The following is a 15,634-nucleotide window of genomic DNA, read 5'->3' as shown; positions in this document are numbered from 1 at the left end:
CCCAGGCAGCTCAGAAAAAGCTGATCGCCGCCGATGGATCGCTCGCGTTGTTGGCTGCCGCCCAGGCAGCTCAGAAATGCTCGATCAGCGACGCGGTGTGGGCGCTGAGGTTGGCTGCCGCCCAGGCAGCTCAGAAAATTCGACGCCTGATCTCTATGTCGAAGCATCCGTTGGCTGCCGCCCAGGCAGCTCAGAAAAAGCTGATCGCCGCCGATGGATCGCTCGCGTTGTTGGCTGCCGCCCAGGCAGCTCAGAAAAGGTAGAAGAGAAGATCACCATCGAGACCCTTGTTGGCTGCCGCCCAGGCAGCTCAGAAATCTCGCCGCCGGCCAGCACCCATCGATCGAATGTTCGCTGCCGCCCAGGCAGCTCAGAAATATGTGGGTCGGCCGGGTGGCGCGGTGCTGTTGTTCGCTGCCGCCCAGGCAGCTCAGAAAACATGCCCCGCTGGGCCAGCCGCATCACGCTGGTTGGCTGCCGCCCAGGCAGCTCAGAAAAGCACGAACCGATACTCCTCATCGAGATATGAGTTGGCTGCCGCCCAGGCAGCTCAGAAATTGCGCATGCGCAGCCGGGTCAGGAACTCGGCGCTGGCTGCCGCCCAGGCAGCTCAGAAATCAGCCATGGCTTGACGGAAGGTCATGCCGACGTTGGCTGCCGCCCAGGCAGCTCAGAAAGTTCCAGCGGATCGGCAGCTCCGCGCCGGGCGGTTGGCTGCAGCCCAGGCAGCTCAGAAGCACCATGGCATCAGACAATTGATAGCGGATGAAAGGCCTATATAGCGCGGCCTTACTCGCGTGTGTCTGCGCCAGGCAGGGGGCCAGCCACGGAGCATCCGCGCCTCCGTCGACACGACCCTCACAACGAGGTTGCCCGAAGACAGATCCTTGGCGAGTGCAACCCTTGCCATCAGGCGGCCGTCGTTGAATGCCTGCCGGCGCGTAAACGATACAGTCATGCGAATTCAGATTTGGCTGTTCGCGCAACAGCAAACCGCGGATCGTGATGTCGCCCTTGGCGCGATAGCCTTCGTCGACATCACGCCAAAAACTGCAGAGTTCACACGATCAGGTCTTCATCCTTCCAGAGGCGGAACCCGCCATCGAAGGCGAGTGCGTTTTCGCCGCGCCGGCATTTCGGCGGGAGCGTGTCGAGCTTTTTGACGTTCCCGCCACCAATAACGATGTAATCGGGCTCAAGCGCTGCGGAGAGGCACTCAACGACATCGAACACGCGCTTGCGCCATTTCTTGTTGCCCTTCTTTTTGCGATACGCCTCGGCGACATAGTGCTCGTAGCTCTTGCCCTTGCGATAGGGCAGGTGGGCGATCTCCATCGGCTGGGCGACATTCTCGACGATCATCGCCGCGCCAAGACCGGTGCCGAGACCGAGAAACAGCATGCGTCCGCCCTGATAGGAGCCGATGGCCTGCATCAGCGCGTCGTTGACGATCCGTACCGGGCATCCGAAGGCGGAAGCATAATCGAAACCAACCCATCCTGTGCCGAGATTGGCAGGATCATGAAGCGGCTTGTCATGGACAACCGGCCCCGGGTAGCCCATGGCGACCACGTCATATTGCATGCCCTTGGCCATGTCTTCGACGGCGGCGACCATATCGCCCCCACCCATCGACTTGCCTCTGTCGGCCTTCTTTTTCTCGCCACCGGCGCTGGAGCGGATCTTCACATGGCTGCCGCCGATATCGATGGCGAGGACGACAAGGTCCGCGCCCTTGGCATTGCGTTTGCTCATCATGATTTCCTCGGCCTTAGGCAGGATCGACCCAACCGCCGAACGGTGCGAGGTCCTGCATATCGTCAGGTCCTCAGGTACCGGGCTTGTATGACGGTAGCGCAGACGTGTCGTCCGGGGCCGGCTCGACAATCTTCCGCGCGAGTTCGGCGGCATCCTGATGGGCGAGCGGTTGGCGGTCGAAGGCCATGACGTCGGCGATCAGGCGTTCATGATGCGCCATTTCTCCATGCCCGTCTTCTCTCCATCATCAAGCAACGCGAACGGTGGCTGCTTGAAGCGCACCACGACTTCCGTTGCACGGGCGGAAAGATTTTTGCCAGCGCGAAAGCAGTTGGTGGTCACCCAGAATGAACATAGCGGCGGTTGGGCCCAGGTAGGCTGAAGGCGCCGAGCATTGGATATCTGAGGGGGAGACGCGGGACCTTACACAAGGCCCTATCAAAGGGGCGGCCCCAAACGAAAAAAGCCACCCTAAGGTGACTTTTCTCAATGCCTGAACCCATGCTTCCACAGGTCTTTTTGGTGCCGGTGAGTGGATTCGAACCACCGACCTACGCATTACGAATGCGTTGCTCTGCCGACTGAGCTACACCGGCCAGGCGGCGCCTATCATAATCAGGCGGGGCCACGGGGACAAGCGTAAACGCGGGTGCCAGCTGTGGATTTTCACTCGCCTGGCCCCGAGCGGAGCAACGTGCTATTGATGGCGAAATGACAACAACTCGCCGTCATGCCCCACACCCCTTATCGTCCCCGCTTTGCCAAGCTGGTTCGGCAGTTCACGTTGCCGCTGCTCGCCGCGCTCGCACCGGTGCTGGTGGGCGTGCCGCTGATGCTATGGCAGGCGGAGCGCGAGGTGGTCGCTCAGACCCAGGAGAGTTTCGATTACGCCATGCGCAAGGTGGAGTCGATCTTCGACTATGCCGAAGTCGCTACTCACCGGGTGCGCTATTTGGTCGGCGCCCCGTGCAAGTCGGCTGTTTTCACGCTACGCCAGCAGAGCATGGCCACACCGTTCGTGCGCTCGCTCAATCTCGTGAGCGATGGCCAGATTTACTGCACCTCTCTGCAAGGGACTGGGCGATATCCGGAGCATAGCCAGAACTACAGCGCCGGGCGCCTGCGCCTGATGGCCGGCAACCAGGTCACACCAGAGCGCGCGTTGATCGTATTTCGCCTGCCGACCCCAGGCGGGAGTGTACTGGCCGGTATCGATGGTCAGTACGTGGTCAATGCGCTGCAGCTGACGGGGAACGATCTATCGCTGGCGCTGCAGGTCGGCGATTATCAGCTCGGTGCGGATGGCAGTGTCTCCCCTGTCCCTTGGCATCCAGACGACAACGTGGCCGAGCGCGCCTCGAACCGCTATCCGTTCCGATTGCGGGCGACACTGGCCCCTGGCAGCCTGGGCCGCACGCTGGAGAGTTATTTCCTGCCCATCCTGGGTCTGTTGGTCCTGTGTGGCGCGCTGATGTTCTGGCTTATGCTCAAACGCCGCTCTCCCACGCAGGAGTTGGAGAGAGCCCTGCGTGATGGCGAGTTCGTGCCCTATTACCAGCCGATCGTGGATGCGGATACCGACCGCTGGGACGGTGCCGAAGTGCTGGTGCGCTGGCGCCACCCCGGAGAGGGCATCATTCCCCCGGATCAGTTCATTCCTCTGGCGGAGAGTAGCGGTCTCATCGTGCCGCTGACCCAGGCGCTGATGCATCAGGTCCGCCGGGAGTTGGCGGCACGGCTGGATGAGCTGCCGCACGGCTTCCATATCGCTTTCAACCTCTCCGCCGCCCACTGCTGCGACTGGCGGTTGCTCGATGACTGCAGCGACTTCCTGGCGGGCTTCCCGCCGGGGCGTATCAATCTAGTACTCGAGCTGACCGAACGTGAGCCATTCCGGGCCACGCCGCACACCTTCCGGCTGTTCGAGCGGCTGCGCGAGATGGGCATCCTGATCGCGCTGGACGATTTCGGCACCGGTAGCGCCGGGCTCGACTACCTGCGCCACTTCCGGGTCGACACGCTGAAAGTCGACCGCAGCTACGTTGCCATGGCAGACGAAGACGTCCTGTCACAACATCTATTCGACAATATCGTCGATCTGGCCCAGCGCCTGGCACTGGCTGTGATCGCGGAAGGCGTCGAGACCCCAGCCCAGAACGCCTATCTACGCGCCCATGGCGTACGCTACCTGCAAGGTTACCTCTACGCCCGCCCGACACCACTGCGCGATATGCTAGCGCACCTCAAGAGCCCGCCCAGCCGCGCCGCCAGTGAAAGCCGTGGCGTTTGCCCTGATCTGAGTTAGCTGACGGCTGCACCGGATATCGCTGGCGCGGATACAACGCCCCGGATGCCACTGCGACGCAAGCGCCGGCGAATCATGGCTGCATGCTGGCCATCACCGCCGGGTCCGGCGCCTGCGGAAAGCCGCCGGGTGCGTGGGGCACCGCCGCATCCAACGCCAGCCCGCCACCCAGGGCCTGGACCAGTTGCACCGAGCGGTCGAGGCGCTGGGTGGTGAGCTGTGCCAGGCTCTGCTCGGCACTGAGCAGTTGCTGTTCGCTGCTGAGCACGTCGAGATAGTTGGCCAGCCCCGCCTGGTAGCGCTCGTCGGCCAGCGCATAGGCATCTCGAGCACTGGCCACCGCCTGCTGTTGACGCTGGCGCTGGAGGGCCACCGAGTCGAGCGTGGTGATATCGTCGACCACCTCCCCCAGCGCCTCGACCAGCGTCGCGTTGTAGCGCGACACAGCGAGATCGTAATCGGCATCGCTGCTTTCCAGATTGGCGCGCAGTCGCCCGCCTTCGAAGATCGGCAGTGAGATCGCCGGCGTCACGCTGGCCGATTTCGCCGCCTCGCTGAAGAAGTAATCCCCCAGCGGCGACTGAAAGCCGGCCATCGCGGTCAGGTCGAGATTGGGATAGAACTTCGCCTTGGCCTGCTTGATGCGCTGGGAGGCGGCCTCCACCCGCCAGCGCGCCGCCACCACGTCGGGGCGGTGCCCGATCAGCTCGGCGGGGATGACACTCGGTAGCGCGGCGATCGCCGGCGTCAGATCCCGCGGCCGCGGGATCGATTGGCCGCGATCCGGCCCCTTGCCCAGGAGCGTGGTCAGCGAGATACGCTGGCTGCGGATCGACTGCTCGGCGGCCTCCAGCGTCTGGCGCGCATTGGCGACGGTAACCTGGGACTGCAGGCTCTGCAGCTGGTTGTCGAGGCCGGCCTGCTGCAGCTCGCGATTGATCGCGTCGATCCGCTGGGCGCGGTCGAGCTGGCGATTGGCGATATCGCGCAGCTCGAAGGCGTGGGCCAGGCTGACATAGGCCCGCGCCACGTTGACCGAGAGCGTCAGCGCCGCGGCATGGAACTCGATCTCCTGCGCCCGGGCCTCGCCCAGGGCCGCACGCCAGGCGGCCCGCTTGCCGCCCCATAGATCGAGGTCGTAGTCGAACGAGAGCATCAGCTCGCGGGTGGTGGAGTAGAAGTTGCCCTGCCCACGCGGGTCCTGCACCTCCGAGACCCGGGCGCGAGATACCTGGGCCGAGCCATCGACGCTCGGCAGGCCACTGGCGCGGGCACTGGCGATCGCCGCATTGGCCGAGCGCAGCCGCGCGCGTGCCGCATCGATATCCGGCGAATCCGCCAACGCCTCGTCGATCAGCGCATCCAGCTCGGGATCATCGAGCGCGCGCCACCACGCCCGCTCCGGCCACGCCGCGGGCGATATCGGCGTATCACCCAGCACCTGCTGCGCGCTCAGCCGGCTGATCGGCGTCAGCGTCGTCTGCGGCGAAATGCCGGCATAGTTGGCACACCCCGCCAGCAGCATGAGTGTCAGCATCAGCCCACCGGTCAGCAGCCGAGGCACCGGCCGCGTCTTTTCCTGGTGTAAAGACATCCTTGTCCCCACTTGCCTACCCGGCGACCTGGCGGGCCGGGCATCGTCCTGAATTTTCAGTCATCGGTCGATCCAGCGGTCTCGACGCCGCTAGCTCTCCCGATGGCCCGGTTGCGCCGTTGGCGTAACGTGCGATGGCTGGTGCTGGCGAGACTCGTTGGTGATGCCACCGCCACCGGAGAGCGGCCGCGCCTCGTCCTCTTTCTCGGAGCGGAACAGCGACCAAGACACCATGAACAGCGCCGCGATCAGCGGCCCCAGCACGAAGCCGTTGATCCCCAGCAGCGTCATGCCACCGACGGTGGAGATCAGCACCACATAGTCAGGCAGCTTGGTCTCCTTGCCCACCAGCGGCGGCCGCAGCAGATTATCCACCAGCCCGATCACCACCACGCCGACGAAGACCAGGATCGATCCCCTGGCGTAGTCGCCGCTCAGCAGCAGATAGGCCGCCACCGGCACCCAGATGATCGCCGAGCCGATGGCCGGCAGCAGCGACAGAAACGCCATCAGCACACCCCATAAAAGCGCGGCCTCGATCCCCAGCAGCCAGAACGCGACCCCACCGATCGCCCCCTGCGCCATGGCGATGATCACATTGCCCTTGACCGTAGCCCGGACCACCGCGGTGAACTTCTCGATCAGGCGCGAAGTATAGGCATCGCTGAGCGGCGCCGTGGCACGGATCTGCTGGCCCAGCTTGCGGCCGTCACGGAACAGGAAGAACAGCAGGTAGAGCATGATCCCCGAACTGATCAGAAACTGCAGGGTGTTCTGGCCGACGCTCAGCAGGTGCTGGGCGATCAACTGGCTGCCCTGCTCGAGTGCCGACGCCAGCCGCTGGCTCAGATCGGCGAAGCTGCCGATGCCGGCATCCCCAAGCCAGCCCTGCACATAGGGCGGCAGCGAATCGCGAAACTGAGCGATATAGGCGTTGTAGTCGATATCGCCCTGATTGATTCGCTGATACACGCTCGCTCCCTCACGCAGTAGCGAGAAGAAGATCAGCGACATGGGAATGATGACGATGAAGACGCAGGCGAGCACGCTGAGGAAAGCCGCGGTGTTGGGCCGCTGCCCCAACCGCGCGTTCAACCGCCGGTGCATCGGCTGGAACAGGATCGCCAGGATGACCGCCCACAGGATCGCGCCATAGAACGGCAACAGCAGCCACACAAAAGCGATGGAGACCGCCGTCAGCAGCAGGATGAACGCCTTGTGCTGGCTCAATGAACTCATGGAATCGACAGGCTCCGGTAATGGCACGCCAAGAATGACACGCCAAGCATAGCCGCAACCGGGCGGTGCTGACCGCTTTCAGCGCAAGTTGGGCGCAGCCCGAGCACACCGCAAAGACCTTTCGCCGGATACTGGAAGCCTTCGAGCATGCGCCGGGATCAGCTTTTGTACAGTTTATTAACAATCCGCTCAGCGTCCCGAATTGCAGAACGCAACCATCTGAAAGCGTTGATTTTTCAATTCGGTTTCGAAGAATAGTTCAAGCAATTCAAGCGGTTAGCAGGGTAATGTTAACCCAGGATAAGTGCTACGACCTTTCGACACTGGTACAAGTCTTGTACAGCAAGAAACGCTGTGCCATTCTGCACCTGTCGCAGCGGCCACCCAGGTGGCCAACCCGGTAAGGACACCGGGGGCGACGGCAAGGATTGCCACCACTCATCACCGGTCAGGAAGACCGGACATCGACGCCAAGGAGGGCTGACCATGGAACACCAGATTTCATGCACCCGCTGCGGAAATACGCAAACCGCTTCTTCCGAATGTCATCAGGCCTGGGACGAAATCACCTGCATCGAGTGCGGTGACTTCATCGATACCTATGGGCACCAGCAGGAGATCGCAACCCCCAACTACCTGCTGCACACCCTCAACCTGGCACGTTCGCTGTCGCTGCAGATGGCCCGCGCCGAACATCGGAGTGGCAGAACATGATCACGGTCACGCTGGATCTCACCTGCTCCATCTGCGGTCATCAACAGTTTCACCTGCCGATCAAGGCAGAAGAGGGTGCCAACGTCTGCTGCGCCAACTGCAGCGCCTTCAAATGCAAGGCACTGGACCTGGAGCGCGCGCTGACCGCAATGCAGCGCTCGCCGGATAATCGCCAGCCCGCCGCTGCCTGACGGTCACGCCGAGCGTGAACGAGGTAATACCGAGAAGCCGCCTAACCTGGGCGGCTTCTTGTTATGGGGTCCTGTCTACCCGGTCCCCGGGGGTCACTCACTCCACGGAAGTCCAACCATGTCCACGGAAGTCCAACCATGGCCGATATCGAGCAGTTGAGAGCCGGGATTCAGCAGGCGGTTGCCGACAGCCAGCAGCGGCGGCTCGAATTCGAGCAGGAGCTCGAGGATCTACGCCTGCGCCTGGCGGCGCTGCAGCAGTGTGTCGCCCAGTGGATCGAATCACTCGCCCTCGAGGGCGTCGAGATCCACTACGCGGAGACGACCCAAACCCTGACCCGCTTCGAAGAAACCTATCGACTCACCCTGCATGAGCAGACCGTCTCCATGGGGGCATGCAAGCTGCACCTGAAACCCGAGGAGCAGTATCTCTCCGGCCATCGTGTACTGCTCTACGCCTCCACCGACGAGGATGACATCAAGGAGGTAGTCGAAGCCGAAGGCGCTTACCGCTACTCCGACCTGCAGTACGGCCAGCGACGCGATCTCTCCCAGTACGACACCCTGAGTGAAGAGACCTTCTATCGCCTTCTCTACGGCTGGCTCAAAGCGTGACCCCGCCTAACTTGAGCCGGCGGATTCATAGCGTCAGCCAAATCAAGTGGTAGGCAGAAACTATCGCCAGCGTCACACGCCAGTCCCGAAGTTTACCTATGCTGAAGATTCGGCGACGACGCCGAGACGCGAGCGGCCGGGCGCAGTGCCGCTCCGACGCATTGCGATATCGTCTCGCCGCGTCGTCATCGCGGTGCCGGAAAGATATCGGAAGTCGACACAGTAGCGTTTAAGGACGGACAGCATGAGTGAAGAGATCAAGATCGGCGGCAAGTGCCCTTTCGCTGGCGATACCGTGGGCGGCGTCGCCGGCTCCGAACCCACCACCGATCAATGGTGGCCCAATCGCCTCAAGGTCGAGCTGCTGCATCAGAACGCGCCCCAGGCCAACCCGGAAGACCCTGACTTCGATTACGCCAAGGCCTTCAGCGAACTCGACCTGGCCGCGGTCAAGCAGGACATCAAGGCGCTACTCACCTCCTCGGTGGACTGGTGGCCGTCGGACTACGGCAACTATGGCCCGCAGATGATCCGCATGGCGTGGCACTCCGCCGGTACCTACCGTATCGCCGACGGCCGCGGCGGTGCCGGCGAAGCGATGCAGCGCTTCGCCCCGATCAACAGCTGGTGGGACAACGGCAATATCGACAAGTCGCGACGTCTGCTGTGGCCGATCAAGCAGAAGTACGGCGCCGCGCTCTCCTGGGCCGACCTGATCGTGCTCACCGGCAACTGCTCGCTGGAAGTGATGGGCTTTCCCACCTACGGCTTCGCCGGTGGGCGCATCGACGCCTGGGAGCCGGACAACCTGACCTACTGGGGTCCAGAGGCGTGGTACGGCAAGAAGATCGAGGACGCCCCGCGCGGCCCGTTCGAGGGTCACCCGGATCAGATGGTCAACCGCGACCTGCGCTGGACCGGAGAAGCGGGTGACGACGACTACGATCTCGAAGCGCCGCTGGCCGCCTCCAACTCCAACCTGATCTACGTCGACCCGGAAGGCTCGGCCAAGAAGGGCATCCCCGAGGACTCCGCCGCCGATATCCGCATCACCTTCGGCCGCATGGCGATGAACGACGAAGAGACCGTGGCGCTGATCGCCGGCGGCCACGCCTTCGGCAAGTCCCACGGCATGACCCCGCCGGACCAGATCGGCTTCGCCCCGGAAGGCGCGCCGATGGAATCCCAGGGCCTGGGCTGGCACAACCCGCGCGGCAAGGGTAACGCCGAAGACACCATGACCAACGGGATCGAGGGCTCGTGGACCCAGAACCCGACCCAGTGGGACAACAGCTACCTCGAGAACCTGTTCAAGTTCGAGTGGGAGCAGACCCGCAGCCCCGCCGGCGCCCTGCAGTGGACCCCGGTGGACAAGAACGCCCCGCGTACGCCGGACGCCCACCTCGAAGGCGTCGATCATCCGCTGATGATGATGACCTCCGACATCGCGCTCAAGGTCGACCCGGCCTATCGCAAGATCTGCGAGAAATTCCTCGACGACTTCGACTACTTCACCGACGCCTTCGCCCGCGCCTGGTACAAGCTGACCCACCGCGACATGGGCCCCAAGGCGCGCTATCTGGGCCCGGAAGTGCCGCAGGAAGATCTGATCTGGCAGGACCCGATCCCCGCGGTCGACTTCGAACTGGTCGATAGCCGTGACATCGCCGAGCTCAAGGCCAAGATTCTGGGTGCCGACGTCAGCGTCTCCCAGCTCGCCGCGGTCGCCTGGGGCGCCGCCTCCACCTTCCGCACCTCCGACAAGCGCGGTGGCGCCGACGGCGCGCGTATCCGCCTGGCACCGATGAAGGATTGGCCGGTCAACAACCCCGACGACCTGGCCCACGTGCTCGGCGTGCTGGAAGGCATCAAGCGTGACTTCGACGGCGCCCAGAGCGGCAACAAGAAGGTTTCGCTGGCCGACCTGATCGTGCTCGGTGGCTGTGCCGCGGTGGAGAAAGCGGCCCAGGATGCCGGCATCACCCTCGAGGTGCCGTTCACCCCGGGGCGCAACGACGCCACCGCCGAGCAGACCGACGAGCAAACCTTCCGCTGGCTCGAGCCGGTCTCCGATGGCTTCCGCAACTTCCATCGCGACGACATCCGCTACAACGTCTCGCCGGAGCAGATCTTCCTCGACCGCGCGGCCCTGCTCGGCCTCTCCGCGCCGGAGTGGACCGCACTGGTCGGCGGCCTGCGGGTGCTCGACGTCAACGCCAAGGGCGCCTACCGGGAGCACGGCGTGTTCACCGACCGCCCGGGCGTGCTGACCAACGACTTCTTCGTCAACCTGACCTCACCGGACTTCGCGTGGAACAAGGTCGACGCCGAAGGGCTGACGTTCACCCTCGACGACCGCCACACCGGCGAGACGAAGTTCAAGGCGACCCGCTGCGATCTGATCTTCGGCGCCAATGCTCAACTGCGTCAGCTAGCCGAGTTCTACGCCCAGAAGGGTGGCCACGAGAAACTGGTCAAGGACTTCGCCAAGGCGTGGCACAAGGTGATGATGCACGACCGCTTCGACGTCTGAGGCGTGCGGCGGCGATCCGGCCTCCTCCGCTGGATCGCCATGTCTCATACCTCGCTAGCTCACGCATCGACGACTCGGCGCCCTACTGGGGCGTCGAGTCGTTTTTCTGCCTGCCAACGTCGCCACGGTGCACCAATTCTCCTTGGCAGCGATTTTGTTATATTATAACCTTCACGACCTATCCAAGAGGTCGTTTCATGTCGCATCGTCACCGCCACCGCCCGGATGGGCCCTGTCATTTCTCGCTGATGTCGCTCGGCGCCGGGCGCCGCATGCTGCTCACCCTGCTGCCGCTGGCCGTGCTGTGGCTGGCGGCGGCGTGGTCCGTCGGGATGCTGGGCTGAGCATGGCCGCCATCCTGACCCTCGAATCGCTGTCGCTGGCCCAGGGTAATCGCCTGGTGTTGGAAGACCTCAGCGGCGAATTCGACGCCGGTAGCATCACCGCCCTGGTCGGCCCCAACGGCGCCGGCAAGAGCACCCTGGTGCAGGGCATCATGGGCGTGCTGCGGCCGCTACGCGGGCGCGTGCAGTGCCAGGTGCCCCACGCCCGCCGCGCCTGGCTGCCACAGCAGCTGGCGCTGGATCTCTCCTTCCCCATGAGCGTCGAAGAGCTGGTGATGAGCGGCTGCTGGCCCACCCACGGCAGCTTCCGCCGCTATGGCCCGGCGGAGTATCGCCGCGGCCAGGCTGTGATGCAGCGCCTGGGGCTGCAGGCATTGGAGCACCGCCCGCTGGGCGAGCTCTCCGGTGGCCAGCGCCAGCGCGCCCTGCTCGGCCGCACGCTGATGCAGGAAGCCCAGCTGCTGCTGCTCGACGAGCCCTTCGCCAACGTCGACGCGGCGACCGTCGAGCTGCTGATCCAGACTCTGCGCGACATGGCCGCCGAGGGGGTGTCGGTGATCATCGTGTTGCACGACCACGACCAGCTACGCCGCCTGGCCGACCGGGTGCTCCATCTCGACCGCGGTCACGGCCACTGGTACACGCCACAGACCATGGCCTGGGCGCCCAACGGCCAGCCCGTGGCGGCGGCCGCTCAGGGGCCGACGTCATGATCGATTGGTTGATCTCGCCACTGCTCGACTTCGGTTTCATGCGCCGCGCGCTGGTAGCCGGACTGGCGCTATCGCTGGTGGCACCACCGCTGGGCGTGTTTCTCACCCTGCGCGGCATGAGCCTGGTCGGCGACGCCATGGCCCACGCGGTGCTGCCTGGGGTGGCGGTAGGCTTTCTCCTCGCCGGCTTCTCGCTACCCGCGATGAGTCTGGGCGGGCTGGCCGCCGGGCTGCTGGTGGCCGGGCTCGCCGGTAGCGTCTCGCGCCTGACCGGGCACCGCGAGGATTCGGCGATCGCCAGTTTCTATCTGATCTCGCTGGCCGCCGGGGTGATGCTGATCTCGTTGCGCGGCTCGAGCGTCGACCTCACCCATGTGCTGTTCGGCTCGATCCTGGCTGTGGACACCACCGCGCTGTGGCTGATCGTGGGCGTCTCCAGCGCCACCCTGGTGGTGCTCGCGGCGATCTTTCGCATCCTGGTGGTGGAGTGTCTCGACCCGCTGTTCCTGCGCGGCCAGGGGATTCGCGGCGGCGCGGTGCACGGGCTTTTCCTGGGGCTGATGGTGCTCAATCTCACCGCCGGCTTTCAGACTCTGGGCACGCTGATGGCGGTGGGGCTGATGATGCTGCCGGCCACTGCGGCACGCTTCTGGTCGAAGCGTCTCGAAGGGTTGATGGGGCTGGCGATCGCGATCGGCATGCTCTCGAGCGTCGGTGGGCTGCTGCTGTCGTATCACGCCGGCCTGCCCTCGGGGCCCTGCATCATTCTGCTGGCGGGGGCGATCTATCTGCTCTCCGCGCTGTTCGGCCGCTACCACAGCGTGTTCGCACGCTGGCGCCGACGGGTACAACCGATTCTACCGCCGGATGCGCACGGCTGAGCCGTCGCGTCCGGCAGCCATTAGGGTTTGTACGAAAAGTCAGCGAGCGAAGGCAAGACAAGGCAAAAATCGGCGAAAAAGCGGAGTTTACGAGGTGTAAATGAGCATTTTTGACCGGGCTGGCGCTCCAGCCGATTTTTAACGCCGTATTGCCGAGCGCAGGTAGTTTTCGTACAGAGCCTAGGTCCATTCGGCGTCACGCCGCGCTTGTCGTCACGTCACTGCGGTCTTTGCCGCGCAACCGAAGGAGGAATTCGCGATGTCCCGTCTCTCGCTCTCAGCCACTCTGCGTCAGGGGCTGATCGCCGGCGCCCTGGGCCTGGCCCTGCTCGGCCCGGCCCATGCCGACGAGCCGCTCAAGGTGGTCACCAGCTTCAGCATCCTCGACGACATGGTCTCGACCATCGGCGGTGATCACATTGCGGTGACCTCGCTGGTCGGCCCCAATGGCGATGCGCATACCTTCTCGCCCAAGCCCTCCGATGCCCAGTCACTGGCCGGCGCCGATCTGGTGGTGGTCAACGGCCTGCAGTTCGAGGGCTGGATCAATCGCCTGATCGAGGCCAGTGGCTATCAGGGCGACGTGGTGGTGGCGAGCCGCGGTATACAGCCGCTGGCGTTCGACGGCCACCACGACGAAGAAGTCGCGGATGACGACGATCACGGCCATGACCACGGCGACGCCGACCATGGCGATGCCGACCACGATCACGGCGACGCTGATCACGACCATGGCGACGCCGATCACGACCACGGCGACGCCGATCACGAGCATGCCAAGGCCGGGCATCATCACCACGGCAATCTCGACCCCCACGCCTGGCAGGATCTGCGCAACGGCGAACAGTACGCGCGCAATATCCGCGACGGTCTGATCAAGGTCGACCCCAGCCACGCCGATGACTACCGCCAGAACGCCGCGCGCTATATCGAAAAGATGAAAGTGCTCGACACCGAGACCCGCGAGCGTCTGGCCAAGATCCCCGAGGCCGACCGGCTGATCATCACCAGCCATGACGCCTTCGGCTACTTCGCCCACGCCTATGGCCTCAAGCTGCTCGCGCCGGTTGGGCTCAACACCCTGGCCGAACCCAGCGCCAGCGACATGGCTCAGCTGATCCAGCAGATCGAGCAGAACCACGCCAAGGCGCTGTTCCTGGAGAACATGAGCAACCCGGCGCTGGTGCAGCAGCTGCATCAGGAGACCGGGATCGCCATCGGCGGCACCCTCTACGCCGACGCCCTGACTCCGGACGGTGAAGGCAGCACCTACCTGGGCATGTTCCGCCACAACGTGGATACCCTGATGGACGCCCTGGAAGGCGACCACTGAGACCACCGCGACGGGCCGGCGGCGCACGCCGCTGGCCTTTCCTGGCCGGCTCGACGAGACTGATGGCTACACGCTGTCGCTCTGAGCTGCCATGTCCGCCGCGCTACCTCCCGCCCAAGACACCCTGACGCTGGCCCAGGCCCGCCGCCTGACGCTGCGCGCCCAGGGCTTAGGCGCGGCGCCCACCACGGCGATCGACCGCGGCCATCTGCGCCGGCTGCTGACACGCCTCGGCGTGCTCCAGATCGACTCGGTCAACGCCCTCGCCCGCTCGCACTACCTGCCGCTCTTTGCGCGTCTCGGCGCCTACCCCACGGCGCTGCTCGACGAACTCGCCTGGGGCCGCAATCGTCAGCGCAGCCTGTTCGAGTACTGGGGCCACGAAGCCTCGCTGCTGCCGCTCGCCAGCTATCCGGCGATGCGCTGGCGCATGCACCGGGCACGCCGCGGCCAGGGCATCTATAAGCATCTGGCGCGCTTCGGCCGCGAACAGCGCACGCTGATCGACCAGGTACTGGCGCGGGTCGCCGCCCAGGGCCCGCTCGGCGCCGGCGAGCTCAGCACCCGCGAGGGGCCGGCCGGCGCCTGGTGGGACTGGAGCGCCGAGAAGCAGGCACTGGAGTGGCTGTTCGCCGCCGGCGAGGTGACCGTGGCCAGCCGCCGCGGCTTCGAACGCCTGTACGATCTGCCCGAGCGGGTGATCCCTGCCGCCGTACTGACACGTCCCGAGCCGACTCCGCTGGAAGCGCACCGTGAGCTTTTGCGCCACGCGGCCCAGGCGCTCGGGGTCGCCACCGAACGCGATCTGCGCGACTACTACCGCTTGGCGCCCGCAGATAGTCGCGCGGCGCTGGCGACCCTGGTGGAAGACGCCAGCCTGATCCCGGTGGCCGTGCACGGCTGGCGTCAGACCGCCTTCGTCTGCGGTACGCCACGGGTGCCGCGCCGGGTCGAGGCCGCGGCGCTGCTGTCGCCGTTCGACTCGCTGATCTGGGCGCGTGAGCGCACCGAACGGCTGTTCGATTTCCACTACCGCTTGGAGTTCTACGTGCCGCCGGCGCAGCGCCGTTACGGCTACTACGTCATGCCCTTTCTCTATCGCGAGCGCCTGATCGCCCGGCTCGATCTGCGCGCGCGCCGCAATGCGGGTCAGCTCGCCGTGCTGGCGCTGCATCCGGAACCGGGGGCCACGCTGGACGCCGAGGCTTTGAGCGCCCTGTCGGGCGAGCTCGAACGCCTGGCGGCATGGCTCGGGCTGCGCCTGCAGCTGCACGATGCTCGCCCGCCGGGGCAGTGGCTCGCCCGCCATCTGGAATGAGACGGCGTTTGTGATGAGACGGCGTTGCGTCAGAACCAGGGGGCGGTACGCAGCCTAAGTTTGCTTTTGCGACAAATAACCACATTAACTATAAGG

14 protein-coding genes, 1 tRNA gene and 1 CRISPR repeat array are annotated in these 15,634 nt (G+C 64.7%); of the genes, 10 read left to right on the top strand and 5 right to left on the bottom strand.

Annotated features, from left to right (window positions below; genetic code table 11):
* Positions 1 to 49: 49 nt before the first annotated feature.
* Positions 50 to 737: a CRISPR direct-repeat array (repeat unit 28 nt; unit sequence GTTGGCTGCCGCCCAGGCAGCTCAGAAA).
* A 322-nt stretch (positions 738 to 1,059) separates the two neighbouring features.
* The 3 genes from J0A90_RS17340 to J0A90_RS17330 form a co-directional block, all read right to left on the bottom strand.
* On the bottom strand, positions 1,060 to 1,755 hold the full coding sequence (locus tag J0A90_RS17340; RefSeq protein ID WP_207033990.1) for an ROK family protein: 696 nt from the start codon (positions 1,753 to 1,755) through the stop codon (positions 1,060 to 1,062).
* 73 nt (positions 1,756 to 1,828) lie between these two features.
* Positions 1,829 to 1,978 (bottom strand): hypothetical protein, encoded by a 150-nt coding sequence (locus tag J0A90_RS17335; RefSeq protein WP_207033987.1) that lies wholly within the window; start codon positions 1,976 to 1,978, stop codon positions 1,829 to 1,831.
* Positions 1,979 to 2,278: 300 nt separating this feature from the next.
* Positions 2,279 to 2,354: transfer RNA gene (locus J0A90_RS17330), tRNA-Thr, on the bottom strand.
* A 134-nt stretch (positions 2,355 to 2,488) separates the two neighbouring features.
* On the opposite strand from J0A90_RS17330, the gene J0A90_RS17325 reads away from it, so the two are divergent.
* Positions 2,489 to 4,063, top strand: coding sequence for an EAL domain-containing protein (locus J0A90_RS17325; RefSeq protein WP_233076902.1), 1,575 nt, complete (start codon positions 2,489 to 2,491; stop codon positions 4,061 to 4,063).
* Between the two features lie 73 nt (positions 4,064 to 4,136).
* On the opposite strand, the gene J0A90_RS17320 is transcribed toward J0A90_RS17325, so the two are convergent.
* Complete coding sequence (locus J0A90_RS17320; RefSeq protein ID WP_207033983.1) at positions 4,137 to 5,657, bottom strand: efflux transporter outer membrane subunit; 1,521 nt, start codon at positions 5,655 to 5,657, stop codon at positions 4,137 to 4,139.
* Between the two features lie 90 nt (positions 5,658 to 5,747).
* Positions 5,748 to 6,896, bottom strand: coding sequence for an AI-2E family transporter (locus J0A90_RS17315; protein ID WP_207033982.1), 1,149 nt, complete (start codon positions 6,894 to 6,896; stop codon positions 5,748 to 5,750).
* A gap of 486 nt (positions 6,897 to 7,382) precedes the next feature.
* Here J0A90_RS17315 and J0A90_RS17310 point away from each other — a divergent pair, with 486 nt between their 5' ends.
* From J0A90_RS17310 to J0A90_RS17270, 9 genes are all read left to right on the top strand, one after another.
* Positions 7,383 to 7,610, top strand: a complete 228-nt coding sequence (locus J0A90_RS17310; RefSeq protein ID WP_207033980.1) for a hypothetical protein — start codon at positions 7,383 to 7,385, stop codon at positions 7,608 to 7,610.
* Positions 7,607 to 7,801 carry a hypothetical protein gene (locus tag J0A90_RS17305; protein WP_035475037.1) on the top strand — a complete coding sequence of 65 codons (195 nt, stop codon included), beginning with the start codon at positions 7,607 to 7,609 and terminating at the stop codon, positions 7,799 to 7,801. Before J0A90_RS17310 ends, J0A90_RS17305 begins: the two co-directional genes overlap by 4 nt.
* Before the next feature lie 138 nt (positions 7,802 to 7,939).
* Positions 7,940 to 8,416, top strand: coding sequence for a hypothetical protein (locus J0A90_RS17300; RefSeq protein WP_207033978.1), 477 nt, complete (start codon positions 7,940 to 7,942; stop codon positions 8,414 to 8,416).
* 244 nt (positions 8,417 to 8,660) lie between these two features.
* Positions 8,661 to 10,949: a catalase/peroxidase HPI gene (gene katG, locus J0A90_RS17295; protein WP_207033976.1), complete on the top strand. Its 2,289-nt coding sequence runs from the start codon at positions 8,661 to 8,663 to the stop codon at positions 10,947 to 10,949.
* A gap of 197 nt (positions 10,950 to 11,146) precedes the next feature.
* The gene (locus J0A90_RS17290) at positions 11,147 to 11,293 is read left to right on the top strand and encodes a hypothetical protein (protein WP_207033974.1); all 147 of its coding nucleotides are present in this window, start codon (positions 11,147 to 11,149) and stop codon (positions 11,291 to 11,293) included.
* A 2-nt stretch (positions 11,294 to 11,295) separates the two neighbouring features.
* Positions 11,296 to 12,006: a metal ABC transporter ATP-binding protein gene (locus J0A90_RS17285; RefSeq protein WP_207033972.1), complete on the top strand. Its 711-nt coding sequence runs from the start codon at positions 11,296 to 11,298 to the stop codon at positions 12,004 to 12,006.
* Positions 12,003 to 12,887 carry a metal ABC transporter permease gene (locus J0A90_RS17280; RefSeq protein ID WP_035475051.1) on the top strand — a complete coding sequence of 295 codons (885 nt, stop codon included), beginning with the start codon at positions 12,003 to 12,005 and terminating at the stop codon, positions 12,885 to 12,887. Before J0A90_RS17285 ends, J0A90_RS17280 begins: the two co-directional genes overlap by 4 nt.
* 259 nt (positions 12,888 to 13,146) lie before the next feature.
* Positions 13,147 to 14,220, top strand: a complete 1,074-nt coding sequence (locus J0A90_RS17275) for a metal ABC transporter substrate-binding protein (protein WP_207033970.1) — start codon at positions 13,147 to 13,149, stop codon at positions 14,218 to 14,220.
* A gap of 91 nt (positions 14,221 to 14,311) precedes the next feature.
* On the top strand, positions 14,312 to 15,538 hold the full coding sequence (locus J0A90_RS17270; protein ID WP_207033968.1) for a winged helix-turn-helix domain-containing protein: 1,227 nt from the start codon (positions 14,312 to 14,314) through the stop codon (positions 15,536 to 15,538).
* Positions 15,539 to 15,634: the final 96 nt, after the last annotated feature.

It is taken from the genome of Salinicola sp. DM10 (assembly GCF_017306975.2).
In the GTDB taxonomy this organism is placed as follows: domain Bacteria; phylum Pseudomonadota; class Gammaproteobacteria; order Pseudomonadales; family Halomonadaceae; genus Salinicola.
The sequence above is the reverse complement of the archived record's forward strand: the minus strand, read 5'-3'. Positions and strand labels throughout refer to the sequence as shown.

Bases quoted from the DNA above. Each gene is read 5' to 3' on its own strand.
- J0A90_RS17290 (WP_207033974.1), top strand. From the start codon at position 11,147: ATGTCGCATCGTCACCGCCACCGCCCGGATGGGCCCTGTCATTTCTCG.
- J0A90_RS17325 (WP_233076902.1), top strand. From the start codon at position 2,489: ATGCCCCACACCCCTTATCGTCCCCGCTTTGCCAAGCTGGTTCGGCAG.
- J0A90_RS17310 (WP_207033980.1), top strand. From the start codon at position 7,383: ATGGAACACCAGATTTCATGCACCCGCTGCGGAAATACGCAAACCGCT.
- J0A90_RS17315 (WP_207033982.1), bottom strand. From the start codon at position 6,896: ATGAGTTCATTGAGCCAGCACAAGGCGTTCATCCTGCTGCTGACGGCG.
- J0A90_RS17335 (WP_207033987.1), bottom strand. From the start codon at position 1,978: ATGGCGCATCATGAACGCCTGATCGCCGACGTCATGGCCTTCGACCGC.
- J0A90_RS17270 (WP_207033968.1), top strand. From the start codon at position 14,312: ATGTCCGCCGCGCTACCTCCCGCCCAAGACACCCTGACGCTGGCCCAG.
- J0A90_RS17320 (WP_207033983.1), bottom strand. From the start codon at position 5,657: ATGTCTTTACACCAGGAAAAGACGCGGCCGGTGCCTCGGCTGCTGACC.
- katG (WP_207033976.1), top strand. From the start codon at position 8,661: ATGAGTGAAGAGATCAAGATCGGCGGCAAGTGCCCTTTCGCTGGCGAT.
- J0A90_RS17305 (WP_035475037.1), top strand. From the start codon at position 7,607: ATGATCACGGTCACGCTGGATCTCACCTGCTCCATCTGCGGTCATCAA.
- J0A90_RS17285 (WP_207033972.1), top strand. From the start codon at position 11,296: ATGGCCGCCATCCTGACCCTCGAATCGCTGTCGCTGGCCCAGGGTAAT.
- J0A90_RS17275 (WP_207033970.1), top strand. From the start codon at position 13,147: ATGTCCCGTCTCTCGCTCTCAGCCACTCTGCGTCAGGGGCTGATCGCC.
- J0A90_RS17340 (WP_207033990.1), bottom strand. From the start codon at position 1,755: ATGAGCAAACGCAATGCCAAGGGCGCGGACCTTGTCGTCCTCGCCATC.
- J0A90_RS17300 (WP_207033978.1), top strand. From the start codon at position 7,940: ATGGCCGATATCGAGCAGTTGAGAGCCGGGATTCAGCAGGCGGTTGCC.
- J0A90_RS17280 (WP_035475051.1), top strand. From the start codon at position 12,003: ATGATCGATTGGTTGATCTCGCCACTGCTCGACTTCGGTTTCATGCGC.